Annotated in this window: 21 protein-coding genes; 1 reads left to right on the forward strand and 20 read right to left on the reverse strand. The window is 35.9% G+C overall.

Annotation, left to right across the window (positions count from 1 at the left end; genetic code table 11):
* Positions 1-160 precede the first annotated feature (160 nt).
* Positions 161-1,354, forward strand: a complete 1,194-nt coding sequence (locus OTK00_RS06990) for a nucleotidyltransferase (RefSeq protein WP_045169631.1) — start codon at positions 161-163, stop codon at positions 1,352-1,354.
* Here the strand turns inward: OTK00_RS06990 and OTK00_RS06995 are convergent.
* The 20 genes from OTK00_RS06995 to ruvX form a co-directional block, all read right to left on the reverse strand.
* Entirely contained in the window at positions 1,351-2,109 is a 759-nt protein-coding gene (locus tag OTK00_RS06995) for a patatin-like phospholipase family protein (protein ID WP_045169632.1), read from the reverse strand. The two genes, OTK00_RS06990 and OTK00_RS06995, sit on opposite strands and share 4 nt — an antisense overlap.
* Before the next feature lie 273 nt (positions 2,110-2,382).
* Entirely contained in the window at positions 2,383-2,841 is a 459-nt protein-coding gene (locus tag OTK00_RS07000) for an ATPase (protein WP_045169633.1), read from the reverse strand.
* On the reverse strand, positions 2,841-3,347 hold the full coding sequence (coaD, locus tag OTK00_RS07005; RefSeq protein WP_045169634.1) for a pantetheine-phosphate adenylyltransferase: 507 nt from the start codon (positions 3,345-3,347) through the stop codon (positions 2,841-2,843). Before coaD ends, OTK00_RS07000 begins: the two co-directional genes overlap by 1 nt.
* Positions 3,316-3,897, reverse strand: coding sequence for a 16S rRNA (guanine(966)-N(2))-methyltransferase RsmD (gene rsmD / locus OTK00_RS07010; RefSeq protein ID WP_045169635.1), 582 nt, complete (start codon positions 3,895-3,897; stop codon positions 3,316-3,318). Before rsmD ends, coaD begins: the two co-directional genes overlap by 32 nt.
* A gap of 123 nt (positions 3,898-4,020) precedes the next feature.
* On the reverse strand, positions 4,021-4,221 hold the full coding sequence (locus OTK00_RS07015; RefSeq protein WP_045169636.1) for an alpha/beta-type small acid-soluble spore protein: 201 nt from the start codon (positions 4,219-4,221) through the stop codon (positions 4,021-4,023).
* Between the two features lie 100 nt (positions 4,222-4,321).
* Positions 4,322-6,361: an ATP-dependent DNA helicase RecG gene (gene recG, locus OTK00_RS07020; protein ID WP_045170187.1), complete on the reverse strand. Its 2,040-nt coding sequence runs from the start codon at positions 6,359-6,361 to the stop codon at positions 4,322-4,324.
* Positions 6,362-6,368: 7 nt separating this feature from the next.
* Positions 6,369-8,012 (reverse strand): DAK2 domain-containing protein, encoded by a 1,644-nt coding sequence (locus tag OTK00_RS07025; RefSeq protein ID WP_045169637.1) that lies wholly within the window; start codon positions 8,010-8,012, stop codon positions 6,369-6,371.
* A gap of 21 nt (positions 8,013-8,033) precedes the next feature.
* Positions 8,034-8,384, reverse strand: a complete 351-nt coding sequence (locus OTK00_RS07030) for an Asp23/Gls24 family envelope stress response protein (protein WP_045169638.1) — start codon at positions 8,382-8,384, stop codon at positions 8,034-8,036.
* Between the two features lie 13 nt (positions 8,385-8,397).
* Positions 8,398-8,982 carry an ECF transporter S component gene (locus tag OTK00_RS07035; protein ID WP_045169639.1) on the reverse strand — a complete coding sequence of 195 codons (585 nt, stop codon included), beginning with the start codon at positions 8,980-8,982 and terminating at the stop codon, positions 8,398-8,400.
* 35 nt (positions 8,983-9,017) lie between these two features.
* Positions 9,018-9,716 (reverse strand): pseudouridine synthase, encoded by a 699-nt coding sequence (locus tag OTK00_RS07040; protein WP_045169640.1) that lies wholly within the window; start codon positions 9,714-9,716, stop codon positions 9,018-9,020.
* Between the two features lies 1 nt (position 9,717).
* Positions 9,718-11,094 (reverse strand): RsmF rRNA methyltransferase first C-terminal domain-containing protein, encoded by a 1,377-nt coding sequence (locus OTK00_RS07045; RefSeq protein WP_241765498.1) that lies wholly within the window; start codon positions 11,092-11,094, stop codon positions 9,718-9,720.
* An 18-nt stretch (positions 11,095-11,112) separates the two neighbouring features.
* Positions 11,113-12,282, reverse strand: coding sequence for a class I SAM-dependent rRNA methyltransferase (locus tag OTK00_RS07050; RefSeq protein ID WP_045169642.1), 1,170 nt, complete (start codon positions 12,280-12,282; stop codon positions 11,113-11,115).
* Positions 12,283-12,300: 18 nt separating this feature from the next.
* Positions 12,301-12,897 (reverse strand): NUDIX hydrolase, encoded by a 597-nt coding sequence (locus OTK00_RS07055; protein WP_045169643.1) that lies wholly within the window; start codon positions 12,895-12,897, stop codon positions 12,301-12,303.
* The gene (locus tag OTK00_RS07060) at positions 12,860-13,459 is read right to left on the reverse strand and encodes a molybdenum cofactor guanylyltransferase (RefSeq protein ID WP_045169644.1); all 600 of its coding nucleotides are present in this window, start codon (positions 13,457-13,459) and stop codon (positions 12,860-12,862) included. The genes OTK00_RS07055 and OTK00_RS07060 overlap by 38 nt, the downstream gene beginning before the upstream one ends.
* The gene (locus tag OTK00_RS07065; protein WP_045169645.1) at positions 13,456-15,390 is read right to left on the reverse strand and encodes a molybdopterin-dependent oxidoreductase; all 1,935 of its coding nucleotides are present in this window, start codon (positions 15,388-15,390) and stop codon (positions 13,456-13,458) included. The genes OTK00_RS07060 and OTK00_RS07065 overlap by 4 nt, the downstream gene beginning before the upstream one ends.
* 21 nt (positions 15,391-15,411) lie before the next feature.
* The gene (nadC, locus tag OTK00_RS07070; protein WP_045169646.1) at positions 15,412-16,251 is read right to left on the reverse strand and encodes a carboxylating nicotinate-nucleotide diphosphorylase; all 840 of its coding nucleotides are present in this window, start codon (positions 16,249-16,251) and stop codon (positions 15,412-15,414) included.
* Positions 16,252-16,375: 124 nt separating this feature from the next.
* Complete coding sequence (locus OTK00_RS07075; protein WP_045169647.1) at positions 16,376-17,854, reverse strand: IS200/IS605 family accessory protein TnpB-related protein; 1,479 nt, start codon at positions 17,852-17,854, stop codon at positions 16,376-16,378.
* Between the two features lie 120 nt (positions 17,855-17,974).
* On the reverse strand, positions 17,975-19,591 hold the full coding sequence (gene nadB, locus OTK00_RS07080) for an L-aspartate oxidase (RefSeq protein ID WP_045169648.1): 1,617 nt from the start codon (positions 19,589-19,591) through the stop codon (positions 17,975-17,977).
* 24 nt (positions 19,592-19,615) lie between these two features.
* The gene (gene nadA, locus OTK00_RS07085) at positions 19,616-20,527 is read right to left on the reverse strand and encodes a quinolinate synthase NadA (protein ID WP_045170188.1); all 912 of its coding nucleotides are present in this window, start codon (positions 20,525-20,527) and stop codon (positions 19,616-19,618) included.
* A gap of 79 nt (positions 20,528-20,606) precedes the next feature.
* Positions 20,607-21,023 (reverse strand): Holliday junction resolvase RuvX, encoded by a 417-nt coding sequence (gene ruvX, locus OTK00_RS07090; protein WP_045169649.1) that lies wholly within the window; start codon positions 21,021-21,023, stop codon positions 20,607-20,609.
* Positions 21,024-21,039: the final 16 nt, after the last annotated feature.

Raw genomic sequence — 21,039 nt, forward strand, 5'->3', positions numbered from 1 at the left:
ATGAAAATCTTTATTGTCAAACCAGAGCCTTTTTATAAAACTAAAATGCATACATCAAAATTATACTCTTAAAAGCTTTCTTGTTTGAAAAAATTTTTTCTGGTATCATTTTCTTAAGAATTTCTTCTCAAAATAAAAAAAAGGAGTGCTGAAATTAAAATTGAAGGTTGCCGGAATAATTGTTGAATACAACCCGTTTCACAATGGACACCTGTATCATTTACAAAAAACAAAAGAAATAACAGGTGCAGACATTATTGTTGCTGTAATGAGTGGCAATTTCATCCAGAGAGGAGAGCCTGCAATTGTAAACAAATGGGCACGGACCAAAATGGCACTCTTAAATGGCGTGGATGTTGTGTTTGAGCTTCCATTCGCATATGCATGCAACAGTGCTGAAATCTTTGCATATGGTAGCATTTGCATTCTGGACACACTGGGTGTGAATTGGCTGGTATTTGGTTCTGAAGCTGGAGATATAAATCTTTTGAAAAAGATAGCTATGCATCTGGCTTTTGAAGAAGAGAGTTTCAGGAAATATCTTAAAGAATATTTAAAGAAAGGAATTTCATTTCCAAAAGCGCGTGAGCTTGCATTAAAAAAGATGAACAATGATAATGTGAAATTTTTGCCAAACAATATACTCGGGATAGAATATATAAAGTGGATTTTGAGGATGAATTCAAAAATACAACCAATCACAATAAAGAGGATAGGAAGTTCTTATAATGACCCAGCCTTAGAAAGTAATTTCTGTTCGGCAACCGCAATCAGAAAAAATATAAATAATATGGAAGCTATAAAAGAAAAAATGCCTGAAGCTTCTTTTAAAGTTCTGGTTGAAGAAATTGAAAGTGGAAGAGGACCTGTCACCATTGAAGATTTTTATAAAATATTTGTTTACAGGTGGGTGATAGATAAAGATTTCCTGACCGATCAGCTTGATGTAAAAGAAGGAATTGAAAATAGGTTTTATAAATTCCTCCCTGCTTCAAAAGGTGCTCAGGACCTTCTTTCAAAAGTTAAAACAAAAAGATACACTCTAACACGACTTCAACGAATATTTATCCATTCTGTTGTGGACAGTAAAATAAATCAAAAAGAGCTTCTTTCTGAAAAACCATATATAAGAGTACTTGGTTTTAATAATAAAGGGAAAACTTTTCTCAACACCATCAAAGAAAAAATTGAGTATATTACAAAGCTTGACAGTTATGTTGTAAAAAATACTTTACACAGTCATTTGCTTGAATTAGAAATCAGAGCTTCGCAAATTCATGCACTAATGTACAAAGATTATTACAATTATTTACAGCTCGAGTATAAACAAAAGCCAATCTATATTTCCTCTTAATTAATCAATCTCTTTATTCTGGGCACTTCCTCTTTTGCTTTCTCTTTTCCTCGTTGATATGCTATTTCTATATCAGCAAGCGTATAAGGATTTATATCTTCAAGGTCAATCTTTATAAGATAATCAATATAGTTTTGTTTCAACCTGAAAATCTCCTCTCCCATGATATCTATTGTAGTCAATATCATCTCTAATATATTTTTTGGCTCTTTGGTTGTACTTTTTCCAGAAACGTCAACACCTATTATAAACTCGTACCCGTTTTCCTTTAAAACCTTTGCAGGGACCTTATCAACAACCGCCCCATCCACCAAAATTGTATTATCCAATTTTACAGGCGGGAGAATACCTGGAATGGATATACTTGCTCTGACTGCTTCATATAAATTTCCTTCACTGAAAAAAACTTGCTCGCCTTTTAAAAGGTCTGTTGCTACAACATAAAAAGGATACTTTAAATCACTAAATTTTTTATCTCTCAAAAATAGCTTTAATATCTCCTCTATATTCTTGCCAGATATAAGAGCATTCTTTTTTATCTTGAAGTCTATTAATACGTCATTCCTCATTTCCCTGGCTATTTTATAAATCAACTTCAAGTCATATCCTAAGCAATAGAAAGCACCTATGACAGCCCCCATACTACAACCTGAAAAAGCCTCAAATTCAAATTCTTTCTCCAAAACTTCTAATACCCCTATATGTGCAAAGCCTCTCATTGCTCCAGAACCAAGAGCAACCGATACTTTTTTCATAACTACCTCCGGAAACTAACAAAATTTTAAATAGCAGTATTTAGGTTTTAAAGAAATAATTTTTTAATAACGATATATAATTTTACCATAATAATTTTATGTCTACTTAACTTTATATGTGTATTGTAATTTCTCGCTCAATCATAAAAACAACCAAAATGGTAAATCATTGATGGGCATAAAAAGTTGATACATCGCTTTTAGTCGTTCTCTAAAATTATAAATTCATTTCATCTTAAAATTAGAAAATTTAAGTGCTGTCAGGCCTATAGGTTATGTATTCTTCTGCCTTATTTGATCAATATTATCATTCAGCTCTTTTACTATATTCTCAATTGTCTTTTTAGTTTGCTCCAAAAGGTCTATTGTATATGTCTGTGCCATAATTCTGTACTCCTTTGCGTGCTCTTTTGCCTTCTGGATAATCTCCTCAGCTCTTTTCTCTGCCATTTTGACAATCTCTGTCTCATCAATCAATCCTTTAACCTTGCTCTCAGCATCACTTATAATAGCCTCTGCCTCTTTTTGTGCTCTTTCCAGAATTTTCTTCCTCTCCTCTTTTGCCCATTTTACCTGAGAAAGCTCCTGTGGAAGAAGAAGCCTTATCTCTTTAATAATATCAAGAAGCTCATCTTTTTCAACCATAACCTTTGATGTAAATGGAATCGACTTGCTATTTTCTATTATTTCTTCCATCCTCTCCAAAAGTTCTAAAATGCTGAGCTCACCCATTATTTATTTTCCTCCGTTTCAGCATATTTCATATTCAATTTCCTCATAACTTTCCTGGCAATTTTTTCAGGTACCAGATCTTCTATACATCCACCAAACCTTGCAACTTCCTTGACCATACTTGAGCTTAAATATGAGTATTTACTGTTGGTCATCATAAAGATTGTCTCAATTGAGGGCTCTAATTTTTTGTTCAAAAGAGCCATTTGAAACTCATATTCAAAATCAGAAACCGCTCTGAGCCCCTTGACTATTACCCTTGCATTCTCCTGTTTCATAAAATCAATTAAAAGCCCTTTAAAAGCTTTGACTTCAACATTGGGCAAATGCTCGGTGGTCTCTTTTAAAAGCTCAACACGTTCATCTATGTCAAAAACTGGTGTCTTGTTGGGATTAACAAGTACCGCAACAATCAATTTATCAAAAATTTTAGAAGCTCTTTCAATTATATCAAGATGACCGTTTGTGACCGGGTCAAAACTCCCCGGGTATACCCCTATCTTCAATCTGACTACCCCCAAAAGTGAAAATTGTAATCTTTGTGTCTCCATATTTTCTTTCTCTAAAAACAGAAAGCCTTACATCTTCAAAGTGAAAGTTTACATTTGACTCAACTATTATAAGTCCACTTTGCAATATTTTATTGTATTTCAATATCTGCTCTATACATTCTGTTGCATAACCAGATTTATAAGGTGGATCTAAAAAAATAATATCAAAAACGGGACAATATTTTGAACTTAAAAACCTCAAAACATCCATTTTGTATACCTTGGCTCTTTTCAGCAAATCTAAATTCTTCAAATTATCTTTTATAAGCTGTACACATCTTTCGTCCCTGTCAACAAATATAACCTCTTTAACCCCGCGGGACAAAAACTCAATTCCCACATTTCCGGTACCTGCAAAAAGGTCAGCAACCTTTGCTTCTTCATTCAAAAAAGGAGATATCATATTGAAAAGAGCCTCTTTTACCCTATCAGAAGTTGGCCTCAGACCTTGAATGTTTAAACTTTTTAACTTTCTACCTTTGCTCTGTCCACTGATAACTCTCATCTTTCAAATTCCACAATTTATTTATATATTGATTATTATATAAAAATCACTCTAAAAAAACAACAACGAAGAGACTCAAAAAGTCTCTTCGTTGTTGTATATCTTTGTAAACGTATCTGGTCCTTATTGCTTTCCTGCAGCTCTGTTTTCATAATCCTGAATCATTCTCTTTACCATATACCCACCAATCGACCCAGCCTGTCTTGCTGTAAGGTCTCCATTATAACCAGGTTTGAGCTGAACACCAATTGAGCTTGCAACCTCTGTTTTTAACTGATCCAACGCCTTTGTTGCCTCTGGAACTAATTTTCTGTTTCTTGCCATGGTCTTTAACCTCTTTTTTTTTCAACAGATTGATTTTCTCTTTGCACTATTTAATATGCACAGTTTTAAAACTAATATAACAAGAAATTTTTGTGAAGGGCTAAAGACCTATGTTTTCTATATTATTGTAAAAATGTTTGTTAATTTTTTCAAGCAAAGATTTATCAATAAGATTAAGTCTTATGGTTTCTTCAGCAGCTCTTCGCGCTTCTTTTAAAATTTCCATATCATTCACTATATCCGCAATTTTAAAATTCATAAGCCCATGTTGCCTTGTCCCGAACAAATCACCGGGTCCTCTCAGTTTTAAATCCATCTCTGCTATCTCGAAACCATTCTGGCTTCTGGTTATTGCAAGCATTCTTTTTTTTGCTATCTCAGAATCACTCTGACTAAACAATATACAGTATGACTGATGCTCTCCTCTGCCAACTCTACCACGAAGCTGATGAAGCTGCGCAAGACCAAACCTTTCTGCATTTTCTATCACCATAACAGTTGCGTTTGGAACATTTATCCCAACCTCAACCACTGTTGTTGACACCAATATATGGATCAAGCCCTCTTTAAATTCTTTAAGGACTCTATCTCTCTCTTTTGAAGAAAGTTTGCCATGCAGGCAGCCTATGTTATAATCTTTAAAAAATCCCTCTTTCAATAGTTTTGCAAATTCAACAGCAGATTTTGCATTCAAAGTTTCTGATTCCTCAATCAAAGGACAAATCCAGTAAACCTGTCTTCCTTCGTCAAGCTGCTTTTTGATAAATCTGTAAACACGCTCCCGAAAACTCTCATCAACCGCATATGTCAAAATCTTTTTTCTACCAGGTGGCATCTCATCTATTATTGATATATCAAGGTCGCCATACAGCACAAGACTCAATGTCCTCGGAATTGGAGTTGCCGTCATAACAAGTATGTTAGGAGAATCACCCTTTTTGGTAAGTTCCACCCTTTGTATTACCCCAAACCTGTGCTGCTCGTCAGTAATTGCCAGGCCTAAATTTTTGAATTTAACCTCTTCCTGAATCAGTGCATGAGTTCCAATCACCATGGGGCAAAGCCCATATTCCATTTCTTTTAAAATTATCTCTTTTTCCTTTTTTGGTGTAGAACCAATAAGAAGTCGCACATTTATTCTCTCTTTGAAATATTTTTTGCACTCATTATAGTGCTGAATGGCTAAAACTTCAGTCGGCGCCATGAGTGCAACCTGATACCCACCTTTAATTGTAGCATATGCAGCGGCTAAAGCCACAACCGTTTTTCCACAGCCCACATCCCCCTGTATGAGTCTATTCATTTGTTTTGAACTTTCCAAATCATCCGCTATATCATTCAAAACCCTTTTTTGGGCGTTTGTCAGGTCAAATGGCAAAAATCTTTTAAACTCCTCTATGTTTTCTTTTGCTTTTTCTATCTTCACACCCTCATTTTTTTCTATGTTTTTTTTAAGAAGTAAAAGTGAAAGCTGTAAAAGATAAAATTCTTCAAACACAAGTCTTCTTCTTGCAAGGCTAAGGCTTAACATGTTATCTGGAAAATGAATATTCTTCATTGCAAAGTTTATTTCGCTCAAATGATACTTTTGTCTTATGTATGGCGGAATGGCATCTTCAAGCTGTCCTTCAACCTGACATAGCAGGTTATTTACAATATTTCTTATTACCTTTTGAGACAAACCTTCTGTGGAGTTATAAACAGGAACAATCCTTCCTGTGTGAAGAAGATTTTGGTCATACTTTTCAAACTCGGGATTTTTAACTTCAATGTAAAAACCCTTTCTCTCTATTTTGCCCGAAAAACAAAATACCTCTCCTTCTTTTAAAACATTCTTTATATAGTCCTGATTGAACCAGATGGTTGTGACAACACCGGTTCCATCCTCAACAGGTATTTTTATTATCTTGACACTCCTTGTTTCTACTTCTACTGGCTTTCCACAAACAGTTCCTACGAATGACTCTATTTCACCATCTGATAGGTCTTTTATCTTTTTTAGTTTACTGTAATCAAGATATTTTCTCGGAATATGCCAGAGCAAATCTTCAACCTTTTTGATACCAAGCTTTTTAAAAAGCTTTTCTCTATTTTCGCCAACCCCTTTTAGGTATCTTATCTCTTTTTCAAGCAGCTTCATTTCTTCATCACATCTCAGCAACAATTATAAAATGATAAAGTTCATTTCCACTCTCATAGGTTTCTATATCAATTTCCGGGTATTCAGCTCTTAATTTATTTACAAGCTTCTGCAAAACCTCATCGGTTACATTTCTGCCATAGTAGATACTCAAAATTTGAGTACTCTGGTCGACAATCTTTTTGGCACACAGGAAAGCCACTTCCATCAGGTCTTTGCCAGATTGTATTATCTCTTTTTTTGATATTCCTATAAAATCACCTTCTTCTATCTCAAAACCATTTATCTTTGTGCTCCTTACAGCTTGAGTTATTTCAACAACTTTTATAGAATCTATTGCTTCCTGCATAAGCTGCAGATTTTTTTCAACATCCGAGTTTATATCAAAACGTATAAGTGCTGCAATACATTCTGGAATGTTATTAGTCTTTATCACTTTTACGTTTTTCTTTGTATTTATTAGCTGAAGAGCAAGTTCAGCTGACATTATCACATTTTTATTATTGGGAAATACAAATATATTCTTTGCCGGAACACTTTTTATAGCACTTATAAACTCTTCGCTGCTCGGGTTCATTGTCTGTCCGCCTTCTATAATAAAGTCAACTCCCAAACCTTTTAAAATTTCATTAAATCCCTCGCCCTGCGAGACAGCCACAAACCCATATTCTTTTGTAATTATTTCATCCTCAATGTTATTATCTTTCATTTTGTTGACTTCAGCCTTCACAAACTCCTGGTGCTGGTATTTCATATTGTCAATCTTAATATTTATTAGTTCACCATATTTCAAAGCCTTTTCTATTACCCTGCCGGGTGAATTTGTATGAACATGTGTTTTTAAAATTTCTCCATCCTGAATTACTATGATTGAATCACCAATTGACTGAAGGTATTCTTTGAACTCATCCTCTATATTCTTTTTCAAACCTGTTATAAAAAACTCTGTGCAATAAGTAAATTTTATCTCCTGAGCACTAATAGCAGAAGTTTTATCATAAACATCCTCTTGCTGCAAATCTTCAAAAGTCATTCCTTCCTTTAAAAACTTATACATTCCTTCAAATATTACAACAAGTCCCATACCGCCACTGTCCACAACATTTGCTTCTTTAAGGATAGGTAGCATCTCCGGAGTTTTATTGAGCCACTTTTTACCACTCAAAACACAAAGCTCAAGAAGATCTTCTATTTCGCTCACTATATTTTCTGAAACTTCCCTCTCAACATCTTCAGCTATCCCTCTGGCAACAGTCAGCATTGTACCCTCTGTCGGTTTCATTACAGCTCTGTAAGCACTGGCAGCTGCCGATTTAAGACAGGCAACAAATGTTGGAATGTCCAATACATCCTGCCCCTTTAGCTGCTTTGCAAAGCCCCTTAAAAGCTGCGAGAGTATAACCCCGGAGTTCCCTCTTGCACCTTTAAGGCTACCAAAAGCCACTGCGTTCATAAGTTCGTCAACACTCTTAAAAACCTTGCCATTAATCTCTTTAATAGAACTTGCAAGTGTGGCGGACATGTTTGTACCTGTATCTCCATCCGGTACAGGAAAAACATTTAAAGCATTTATCTTCTTTATGTTCAGCTTCAAATAGTTATTGGCTGCTTTTAGCATATCTTTTAATACATCCGCTGTTAAAAATTTCATACTGCATCCTCCTTAAGCTTCCTACAAGCGAATACCATCTACAAAAATATTGATGTTGCCCGGTTTTAACCCGGTGTACTTTTCAATTGCATATGAAACCCTTTCCTTTATATTTTCAGCAACTACAGGTATTCGTGTTCCATACTCAACAACTATATGGATATCAGCATTTACAATGCCATTTTTTGCTGTAACCTTTATTCCCTTATGCAAATTTTCCCTGCCAAGCAGGTTTACAATTCCATCTGTTATATTTTTCGATGCCATTCCAACAACACCATAGCTCTCCATACTGCTAAGCCCTATTATGGTAGCGATACAATCATTTGTTATCTCTATCTTGCCAAACTCATTTTCAAAATACACACCCATATCTCTCCATCTCCTATCTTTTTACAATCTTTGAAAGCCTTTTATAAAGGGCAAATGTAACAATAGAAATTACTGCTCCCTTTACAAGATTAAATGGAATAATTGAAAATAATATCAAGGTAAATTTATCAGTAATAAGTCTGTTGAACTTTGCTGCAAGTTTTACTACTTCTGTTACAGGGAATTTCAGCACCTTTTCGTATAAAGGAAGAAAAACAAAATAGTTTAAAATACCTGCCCATATAGAAAAAGCAATAGTAGAAACTATTAAAGATAAAATTGCTCCTTTTCTGGTTTTATTATAACTGTATATGTACCCTGCTATAAATACAAAACAACCGCCCACCATAAAGTTAGCAAATTCACCTATTCCAGCTGTTTTTGTAACAAAAAGGTGAAGCAGATTTTTTAAAAGTTCAACTGCAACCCCAGATAAAGGTCCCAGAGCAAACGAGATAATTAGAGCTATTGAATCACTGAAATCAAGTTTCAAAAAGTCTGGAAATATCCCAAGCGGAAATTCAATCAGCATTATAACAAAAGCAAGTGCACCAAATATAGAAATCTTAATAAGGTTTTTTGTTCCTGTTTGGCTCATTTCTTTTTAATCTCCTCCTTTTTAATGAATACCTGTCACTCAAACACTAAAAAAGCCTCAAGCTCATCTAACACTTTGTATTTGCCGGGCTTTAAATTTTCATCCAATCTTAGCTTACCTATTCTAATACGTTTTAAATACACAACTTTATTTCCAATTGACTCAAACATTCTTTTTATTTGATGATATTTCCCTTCATGAATAGTGAGACTAACTGTAAAATCATCTATTATAGTATATTTTGCCGGCAAGGTTTTATAACCATCATCCAGAACAATACCATCTTCAAACACCTTTATCTTTTCTTCGCAAAGCTCTCTTTCAAGCCTGACAATGTATTCCTTTTCTATGTGCTTTCTCGGTGATATAACCCTGTGTGTATATTCACCATTGTTTGTAATTATCAAAAGCCCTTCAGCATCCTTATCAAGTCTACCAACTGTGTGTAAATTTCTATATTTCAGAGTCTCAGGAATAAGTGAAAAAACAGTAGGTGAAAACGGGTCATTATTTGAACAAACATACCCTCGCGGCTTATTCATCATGATGTAAACCCATTTCTGAAGTCTTACTATTTCCTCGCCCACCTGTACAATATCCCTGCTCTCATCAATTTTCAGATTCGGACTTTTAGCTTCTTCCCCATTTACCTTTACAAAACCTTCTTTTATCAACCTTTTTACCTCGCTTCTTGTTCCAAAACCGCTGTGTGCCAAAAACCTGTCAAGCCTCATATTACTCCAATCTCCATCCTCTTGGAAAGTAGTTTTTTATTATATTCCCTTCTGCTTTTCCCCAGCCAAGTGTAAAACCATCCACACACATAGCAACAAATCCTTTTAAATTCTCTATATTTTCAATAGTTTCACCCTTCAGATACCTGATTAACCTCTCATCATCCACTGAAAAGTTGATTACTTTTTTTAAATTCACAAACTCAAGACTTGAGACAAGGTGGGCTGATGGATAAAATCTTCCTTTGTAAATCTCTCCAAGCAAAAGCCCGTTTCTTATTGGCGTAATCCTGTCAAATGGTCCTTCATATCCCAAATAAAGTTTGTCAGCCTTTTTATAAAATACCCTGTTTTCAAATTTCTTTAAATCCATGTCAAAATGATTCTGGGAAAATCTCTCAAAAATCTCCAAATCACTTCTGTCAACCTGGCATTTTTGCGGTTTAAAAACCCACTTATTGCCACTTTCTTTAACTTTCCTTAGCTTACATACAAAATGTCCTTCACCTTTAACTTTGTGAGGATAAATTCTAACAGCTTTTTTAAGTTCCACATTACCATTTATTGTGATACCTTCAGAAAATCCCGGATATTTCTTTATCTCAACTACTTCATAATTTTTATGCTTCCTCAAAAACCAGTCAATTATCCCTTCATTTTCTTCTATTTCAAATGTACAGGTAGAGTAGACTATCTCCCCTCCTACTTTTAAAAGCTCATCTACTTCTGTCATAATACTCCTTTGCAAGTTGACATATTTCTGCGGATGATTGGAGGTCCATTTCCTGGCAGAAGCAGGGTCTTTTCTAAACATCCCTTCACCAGAACAAGGCGCATCAACCAGGATTTTGTCAAAGTATGCACCATAGCTTTCAGCTATTTCTTTTGGCTTATTATTCAAAATCACAACATTTGTAAGTCCAAGATTCTCTACATTTTTAACAAGCGCCTTTATTCTTGCAGGTTTTATATCATTCGAAACAAGCATACCTTTTGGTCCAATCTTTGCTGCAATCTGGATTGTCTTGCCGCCAGGCGCTGCGCATAAATCCAGAACCTTTTCGCCTTCCTTCACATCCAAAGCCTCAACAGGAAACATTGCCGACGGTTCCTGGATATAGATAAGTCCTGCAAAATAGTAAGGATGTTTGCTCAGTCTTATTTCATCCTTTATATAAAACCCATCCTCACACCATGGAACTTTCTCAAATTCTATACCAATACGTTTTATGAATTCATCAACCGAAATCTTTGCAGTATTTACCCTGAACCCTTTGTAACTATCAGAATCATACACTTTTATAAAATCCTCAAATTCATCTTTCAGAATCTCTTTCATTTTTGACAAAAATTCTTCTGGCAAGTTCAATTTATGCATACGCCTCCTCTTGATGCTCTATAAAACCTGGAATATAAAGCACTTTAGATATAACGATTCCTCATAATTTATGAGATACGGATGGTCCTTTGCCTGCGTTCTGTATTCAATCATTCTCAGAGTCTTTCTGGCATCCTTTGCTGCATCCTTTATAACCTCAAAGAACAAATCCGGCTTCATATAATGTGAGCATGAACATGTGATGAGAATTCCACCTTTTTTGAGTATCTTCATTGCTCTCAAGTTTATCTCCTTATATCCCCTCTTTGCATTTTCAATTGTATGAATACTCTTTGCAAAAGCCGGCGGGTCCAATATCACAACATCATACTTTTCCTTTTTGTCATCAAGATCATTCAAATAGTCAAATACATTTGCAACCACAAACTCACATTTATCTTCAACACCGTTTAATTTTGCATTTTTCATTGCCTGTTCAATTGCTGTCTCTGAAATGTCAACTCCAATCACTTCTTTAGCCCCAAATTTGGCAGCATTCATTGTAAAACCGCCTGTATGACAAAAACAATCAAGAACAGTCTTGTCCTTTACAAAATTTCTGATTGCAACTCTGTTTTCTTTCTGGTCCAAAAAATACCCTGTTTTTTGCCCATTCTCTATATCAACAATCATTCTTATACCATTTTCTTCTATTTCTACCTCTGTTGAAGACTTCCCATACAAGAAACCTTTCTTGAGCTCAAGTCCTTCAATTTCCCGTACTTTTGCGTCATTTCTCTCATATATTGCTTTTGGATTTATCACATCAACCAATATATCTACCAGCTTATCCTTGTACCTGTCAACTCCTTTTGAAAGTGTTTGCATAACCAGAACATCGCCAAATTTGTCCACAATAAGTCCAGGCAAAAAATCAGCCTCTGCAAATATGAGTCTGCAATTATTAATATACCCTATATTTTTTCTATATTCCCACGCATCCTGGACTTTTTTTCTAAAAAAATCTATATTAATTTCCTCATTTTTTCTTGTGAGAATTCTGACCAGAATCTGTGACTTAGAGTTTATAAAACCTTTCCCAATAAACTTATTTTTGAAATTATATACATCCACAATATCACCATCTTCAAACTCTCCGTCTATTCTTTCCACTTCATGCCTGAATACCCATGGATGTCCATTTTCAACTCTCAAACCCTTTCCTTTTGCTAAGAATACCTTTGCCATCTTGATAAAAACACCTCTTTATTTTATTCTCTTTTGTGTCAGGTATTCGTATACAAGATAAGTAGAAGGGTACCGTAAATTCCCCCAATCCTTCCAAAAACCGCTCTGCTGCTTGATAATATCACAATAGTATTTTATTTCTGGTATCTCAACAGCCAGAACTTCAGAAATCTCTCCATCAGTGTCCACACAGTCATTTTTTCTATAATCATCTATCAAAAAGACAAAAGAAAAAAATTTATATGATTTTAGCTTATAAGATAAATTGTACTCAATGATACCTATCATAGAAAATTTCTCAACATCAATTGCAAGTTCCTCTTTTACTTCTCTTTTTAAAGCATTAACAACCCTTTCACCAATTCCAATTCCACCCGATGGTATTCTATATAAACCGTGCGGGTACTCACTCTGTCTTACAAGCAATACTGAATCACCTGTTTTAACAGCAAATACAACTTCACCAATTCTGTCAATATTTATCTTGGAACTTACATATTCAAAAAATTCCTGAGTTTCAATCTCTATATCAACCTTTTTTTCTATCAAATTTTCGGATACATCTATCCCATTTAAATCAAATATGTCTGGTAATGATGTTTTTAAATATTTCATTGGTCTCCTCCAGATCTTGCACAGTATTTATATTTTTAAAACTTATCAACATGTTGTCAAATTGCAATATTTCATCTAAAGATATCTTTTTTATGTTTGAGTTTTTCAAAGCAAAGCTAAGAGATAATATTCCTCTGTTAAGACACTCAATCGCATTTTTTAAAAATGTTTTGCTGTATACACAGCACAAAGGTTCAAAATAGCCATTGTAAAAGGGCACAACAGCATCATACCCTTCAAACGAGAGCATATATTCTACCAGATCTCTACTTATAAACGGCATGTCACACGCACAAATAAAATTTTTACTACTTTGTGAATGCATTAAACCTGTGATAACACCTGCTAAAGGCGCATCAACTGAAATTACATCTTTTATTACCTCATAATCCTTTAACTTCAAGTCTTTCTCTTCTTTCACTACAATAAATTTTTGATCAAACAAATCCCCTATGTTGTTGTCTAATATTCTTAAAATGTTCTTCCCGCAAATGGTTATGTTGAGCTTATCAAAACCCAGCCTGCTTGACTTTCCACCTGCAAGTATAAACAAATTTTTCATGTTGCCACCTTTCTGACAAATACAAAATTCGAATTAAAAGCAGCCTGTGAGCCTTTTTCAGCTGTAAAAGCAAAAAGACAAGAATTTATTGTTTCAATATTTTCATTTTGAAATCCCTCTTCAACAACTATAAATCCTCTACCCACATTATCACTTATACAAGCCTCTAAAATAAACCCTCCACATCCATTGTATATCAAAATCTTATCCCTGTTTGAGATATTCAATCTCTTTGCATCAAGAGGATTAATATAAGCAAGCTTTTCCCTTTTGAAAAACTCCTGAGAGTGCAGGGTCTTGTCAGAATGAATTGTAACAACTCTCAGCTGATCTTTCAAAGGCTTTTGATCATGGTCCAAAGCCGGTACAGCTACTCCCAATTCCTCACTTTTAAACTCAAATTTCCTGCTCTTTGTTGAAAACACCCTGTCTTCCCATGGTACATCAATCGCACAGCCCCTTGCAAAATGCCCATCAAGCCTTATATTCAGGTTTTTTTCAAGGTGCTGTTTTACAATATCTATCCACTCGCTCTCAGATTTTACAGGAAAATCAAGACCTAACCTTTTGGCAAGTTCATTTATTATCTCAACCTCTGACTTAGCTTCACCTATCTTTTCAATAGCCTTTTCTGAAATACCTATATAATCATGCCACATATTCGGGATGAATACATCTTCCTTCTCCAAAAAACTCGCTGCTGGTAAAATTAAGGTAGAAGCATAAGATATTGCTGTTAAAAACATATCCACATTGACTACAAACCTTTTCTGCAGTTCTCTAAATATCAGGTCAGAATCAGGACATTGTGAAACAGGATTTCCTGCCGAGATATAAACAAATTCAATTGGCGGTTCTGATAAACTCTTGAGATGCTCTCCAAGTTTTGCTCTGTTATAAAAACGTTTATTCACAGCTCTGCTATCATCTTTAAACAAAGGTTCAAGATTTTGTGTAAACCTGTGAGCAAAATTTGCACCGCCACCTTTTATTCCTACATTCCCAGAGATTGCAACCAAATAGTCAATTGCCCTGATTGTATTAACACCATTTGTATATCTCTGCGGTCCATAGCCAATAAATGTTGAGACAGGTCTTTGCAAAAAAATTTCTGCAACCTGTTCAATTACCTCTTTCGATACTCCGCAGTTTTCTGCAATCTCATCATAAGAAAGACCTCTGGCAATTTTCTCTACCTCTTCAAAGCCAACAGAATAATTATCAATAAAACTCCTATCCTCTTTACCGCTTTCTATTATATACTTAATCGCTCCATAAGCAAGATAAGAATCAGAAGATGGTCTTATTAAAATTCCTGCATCAGCTATCCTGAAAGTGGGCGATTTATAAACATCAATTACCATTACTTTTTTGCCCTTATTTTTAGCCTTCAAAACAAGATAATAAAGGTGCAGGTTTGTCCAGAGTGCATTTCGCCCCCATAGCACTATCCAGTTGGAATTGAATAAATCAAAAGGTGAATGGCAGAGCGAATTTCCAAAATCTGCTTTCTGAGCAAGAAGACCTGCACCCCAGCACAGGCTACCTTCAGAGTATGTGGCCCCGCCCAGATAGTCAAAAAATAGCCTTTCTATATTCTTTAAATATCCTTCATAGCCATCGCCACTGTAATACAAAATAGCACTTGAGCTGTATCTTTTCAAAACCTCATCAAGTTTTTCTGCTATCAGATCAAGTGCAGTATTCCAGTCTATCTCATGAAAATGGTTTTTAACTCTCAAAAGAGGTTTTTTTATTCTATTTTCAGAATAGACCTTATCAAGCAGCCTATATCCTTTTTTGCACAAAAAGCCCTGAGTAACAGGATGGTCTCTGCTACCAGAAAGTTTTAAAACTTTACCATCGCGTACTTCTGCCAAAATTGCGCAGCTGTCAAAACAGTCAAGCGGGCAAAAAACTTTTTTAATCATTGTATAGCCCCCAAATATTTTTCACATTTGTGTAAAATCAAGACTAATATCAAGACTTTTTACAGAATGTGTAATGCTACCAACCGAGATAATGTCAACCCCTGTTTTTGCGATCTCCACAATATTTTCAGGTGTTATATTCCCAGAAGCCTCAAGCAAAACCTTACCTGAAGCTCTTTCTACAGCCTTTTTCATATCATCTATTCCAAAATGGTCAAGCATGATAATATCAGCACCTGCTTCAAGTGCTTCTTCAAATTCACTCATTGTTCTCACTTCAACCTCTATCTTCATTGTATGAGGTATGCTTTCTCTTGCCCTTTTTATCGCTTCTCTTATACTCCCCACAGCTTTTATATGATTGTCCTTTATCAAAACTGCATCAGATAAAGAATACCTGTGATTTTTACCACCACCAACAAAAACCGCATACTTATCAAGCATTCGCAAAAGAGGGACTGTCTTTCTTGTGTCTGTTACAACTGCCCTGTAACCTTTCACAAGCTGTGAAAGTCTGTTTGTTGCAGTTGCAATTCCACTCATTCGCTGAAGGAGGTTCAATGCCAATCTTTCACCTTTTAAAATAGCACGTGTATTCCCTTTAATCTCTGCTAAAATATCGCCTTTCTTTATAATCTGTCCATCCGATTTTGTCTTTCTAAATTCTGTCCTCTCATCCAGTATCTCAAAAACCCTTCTGGCAACATCAATACCGCATAAGATTCCATCTTCCTTTGCAAGAATAATCGCTGATGATACACTGTCTTGAGGTATCAACAGATCTGTTGTTATATCTCCATATGGCATGTCTTCTATCAATGCTTCCTTAATAAGCTTATCAAGCGCCAAGAAATTGAGCATTTACTCCATTACCTGGTCAACCAAACTGTGCAAAATTGCACAGTTTGGCGGCTGGGGTATTTGTAATCCGCCATCTCAAGACTTTCCCAGCCCCAGCAGGCGGTATTTGGGAAAGCCATAGCCCCTACCCCAAGAAGTAGGAACTTGCGCCGATTTCCGGTCTCCCCACTTGCCCTGAAACCAATACCGATTTCAGGACAGACATGTCTCGCAACACCCTGTCAGGGGAGAGTGGCGTCACCACCGCTACCCTGAGAACTCGCCAGAGATTGTAGCCTGCGCTACAGCTAATCGCACTTGTTCCATCCAGAGGTGCAAATAGCCTCCCTGACTCACTCCCAGAGCTTTGTATCTTACGCATTACATATTCAATTTCTTTTATCTGTTTCCTTCTCAAGTGTATATTCTTAACTTCTTTGCTTACATACTCTTTTAGCTCTTCTAAACTACTTACATCAAGACTATTTAAAAGCTTCATGTAGTTTGCAGGTATCCTCTCTTTTTTCCCAAGTCCTCTTCTTGCTATCACATATGCGCTTGCAACATCTTTGCTTACCATAAACTGCGGTGCGAACTTCAGCATCCCTATCACTGATGTATATGCAGGATTTACTTCTATAACCTCTATCCCTTCTCGTTTTGCTAAAATCTTGATTTTGTCAAGAAGCGACCTGTAGCTGAAAAAGTGCCTTATCCGTCTTGATTTTCTGAAAGAAAAATCTCCTCTTTGCCCTTTGTCTTTTATATCAAGCCTCTCTATCACAATAGCTTTTCTTTTCTCTTTTGCAATCTTCACAATCTCATGCGCATACTGCCATCTGTAATACTCTCTTTTGTCAGAGTTTCCACTGTCAAGCTCCGGCATTGGAATCTTGCCATGGCTTATAAACTGTCCGCTTCTGTCCACCTCTACCCATGCCATGTGATTTGGATATGCGTTTGTATCTATCCCTATAGCACCGTTTTCTCTGGTGATTTCTGTCGCCGGAAAGAGTTTTTCTGCTGAAAAGTAAGCATACACATTCCCATTTTTGAGTTTTAGCTCTACAGAATAAGGCACTCCAAGAATAGCAATCTCCTGTAAAATTTCTTCTTTGTTTTTGTCTTTTTTAAAACCGGCTGACAATCTGGCAAATACATACTTTCTATCTCCTATATTTATCCTCAAAAATGTGCCTCTTTCATTTGTCACAATCCTTGTGTTTAAGTTCCCTTTCTTGCTCCTGTCTCCTCTTGAATATAAATTCCCTCTCCTCTTTTCCTGCCACTCAATCTTGAGCTTTTTATAAGGCTTTCCATTCATATGCCGCTTTTTGAGCTTTTCAAAAAGCTGCCTGCCACCAAAGATAGCTTTCCTTGGGTCTTCCCCTCTTTGCTTGCAGGACTCTAAAACACCCTTTGCTTTCATTATTGCATCATCTACATATCTTGAGTTCAAATTGAAAATCCCCTGCAAATCTTTTTTGAGATTATTTCTATCAAAGCCTTCTAAAAGCCTTTTATATGCAAATCTCATGCACGAAGACCATCTTCTCATAAGCTCCAGTACCTTTTGCCTGTCTTCATAACTTTCAAAAATAAGCTTGGCCTGAACTGTTACCACGTTTTTTTACACCTCTTATTAAGGCTCTTCTGCTGGTAGCATACATATTACCAACCTTTTGCACACAGAATAACTTTCAATGCTACCCAGTCAAAATTATACATTTTTGCATTGTAATTCTCAACTGTTGCACTCCTCCCATCCATTCAAAGAAAACACAAGATGCTTTTTCCAATTAACATCGTCCTGATAGGGAAAATCTTCTCTGTAATGAGAGCCTCTGCTTTCTTTTCTCATCAGTGCACCAGATGCAATTACGTATCCAATCATAAGCATGTTGTAGTATTCTATTTGCTTTGCTGTTTGAAGTTTTACTTCATTCAGAACAGATAATTTATTTAAAATATATTTAATTAAGCTTTCAAGTCCTTCTTCATTCCTAACAATTCCAGCAAACTCGCTCATCTTTGACCTTAAAATTTCCACCTCAGAAATTACATCTTCTTTAAACTCTTTAAAATTTTTGCCGAAGTAACTGAAATCATTTTCTTTTAACTCTCCAATATTGCTGTTATTGATATAGTTTGCTATCCTCCTTCCAAAAACCAGGCCTTCTAAAAGTGAGTTTGAAGCAAGCCTGTTTGCACCATGTACGCGCGTTCCTGCAGCTTCACCACATACAAACAAGTTCTCAATTGTAGTCCTTCCAAATTCATCTGATAAAACCCCACCCATACTGTAATGCTGAGCAGGTGCAACAGGAATCCTCTCTTTTGTTATATCCAAACCAAGACTCAGGCATGTTTTATATATGTTTGGAAATCTCTCTTTAATAAACTGACTGTCAAGATGGGTTATGTCCAGAAAAACATTCTGCGAGTTTGTTTTTTTCATCTCAAAATATATGGACCTTGAAACAATATCGCGCGGTGCAAGCTCTGCCTGTGGATGATATCTGGGCATAAATCTTTCGTTATTGATATTATAAAGAATCCCGCCCTCGCCTCTCACAGCCTCTGAAATCAAAAAACTTTTGTTCTTTTCATGGTATAACACTGTTGGATGAAATTGCACAAATTCCATATCAATCAGCTTTGCACCGCACCTCAAAGCTGCTGCACAACCATCCCCAGTTGTCACTTCAGGGTTGGTAGTGTATTTATATAAATATCCATAACCGCCAGATGCAAGCACAATGTATTTCGCAAGTATTATGAGATTTTTCCCATTCTTCTTAAGCAAAACTCCAAGTGCTTTTCGTTCGCCAGTTGTCAGAATGTCAACAAGAAAGGCATTTTCAAAAACGGTTACATTATCATATGACCTCAGTTTTAATCCAAGGTGTTCAGAAATTATTCTCCCGGTTGCATCACCGCTTGCATGGACAATTCTTCTTCTGCTGTGTGCACCCTCCTGACCCAGCACAATTTCTCCTTCATCATCTAAATCAAATGGTATGTTCATGTTGAGTAAAATATTTATGTTTTCAATCGCCTCATCAACCAGGATTCTTACCATGTAACCATCGCAAAGCCCTGCTCCTGCCTTTATAGTGTCCATATAATGAATGTCAGGGCTGTCATCCTGACTGAGTGGCGCTGCAATTCCGCCCTGAGCCAGGGTTGTGTTACTTATCTGAATACTTTCCTTTGTCACAAGAGCTATATTTAAAGACCTGTCAAGGTTAATAGCCGTATAAAGTCCTGCAACCCCCGTCCCTACAATAACAACATCAAATTTTAGAACTTCATCACTTTTTGTATCAAAATCAACACAATATCTTTTAAATTCAATCAAACCAACCATCCCCAATTTTTTGACTTAGCTGAGCTCAAGCATTTTCAAAAGCGCTTTTCTTGCTCCTTCCATAATATCTTTCTCCACATCAATCACATATTTCTCTTCTAAAAGTGCATTCCTTACAGATTCCAGAGTATTCTTCTTCATATTAGGACATATCATCCCTGGATGAAGAATATAGAACTTCTTATCAGGATTTTTCTTTTTTAAAGTGTATAATACTCCCATTTCAGTTCCGATTATAAATTCTTTTTTCTCTGAAGATGTTGCAAAATCAATAATCTGCTTGGTACTCCCGACAAAATCAGCAAGTTCAACAACTTCAGGTCTGCACTCAGGATGAACCAAAAGCAATGCCTCTGGATGAGCATTTTTTGCCTTTAATACATCTTCTTTTTTTATCCTGTAATGTGTAATACAAAAGCCTTCCCAGAGGACTATATCTTTTTCAGGTACCTGTTTTTTCACAAAGCTGCCCAAATTTTTGTCCGGCAAAAATATAATTTTATCATTCGGAAAGTTTTTTACAATCTTCACCGCATTTGACGAAGTACAGACCACATCAGACTTTGCCTTGACAGCTGCCGGAGAATTTATATAGCACACAATTGAATAGTCAGGGTACTTTTCTCTCAGGCTATCAACGTCCTCTTCGGTTATCATATCAGCAAGGGGGCATCCAGCATCTATTTCCGGCAAAAGAACATTTTTTTGTGGTGATAGAATTTTTGCACTCTCTGCCATAAAATGCACTCCACAAAATACTATCACATCCTCCGGTCGATCTGCGCACACCTTGCTCAGATAAAATGAATCGCCTACAAAATCGGCAATTTCCTGAATTTCGTCAATCTGATAGTTATGAGCAACAATTACTGCGTTTTTTTGCTTTTTCAAATCTTCTATCTCTTTTTTAATTTTCTCAATATCCAAGAAAATCACTCGCTTTTCCACTTAGATTTATTACTAATATAGCATTTAAAACTTAGAAAATCAACTTCTCAAGGGTATTCTAGGAATTCATAAAGTCAAGATATCCTTGCAAGATGTACACAGCAGAGAGTTTGTCAATCACATTCTTTTTCTTTTTCCATGATCTATTTTCTTCTGCTAATACTCTTTCAACAGCTTTTGTGGAAAACCTCTCATCCCATTTAATAACTTCTACCTTATATCTTTTTTCAAGCTCATTACATATTCCATCAATCTTTTTGAGATTCTCGGTTTTCTCATCCGGGTGAAATTTACTCAGAGGATACCCCACAACTATTTTAGCTATTTGATATTTTTCAAACAGCTTATCCAGGGCTGAATATAAATCTTCACTTTTAAGGTCAACAGTACAAAGAGGCTGAGCGGTTATCATAAGAGGATCAGAAATAGCAATCCCAACCCTTCTTGTTCCTACGTCAAGACACAAAATCCTCAAACTCAAATCACCTGCA

Source organism: Caldicellulosiruptor morganii, assembly GCF_026810225.1.
GTDB lineage: Bacteria > Bacillota > Thermoanaerobacteria > Caldicellulosiruptorales > Caldicellulosiruptoraceae > Caldicellulosiruptor > Caldicellulosiruptor morganii.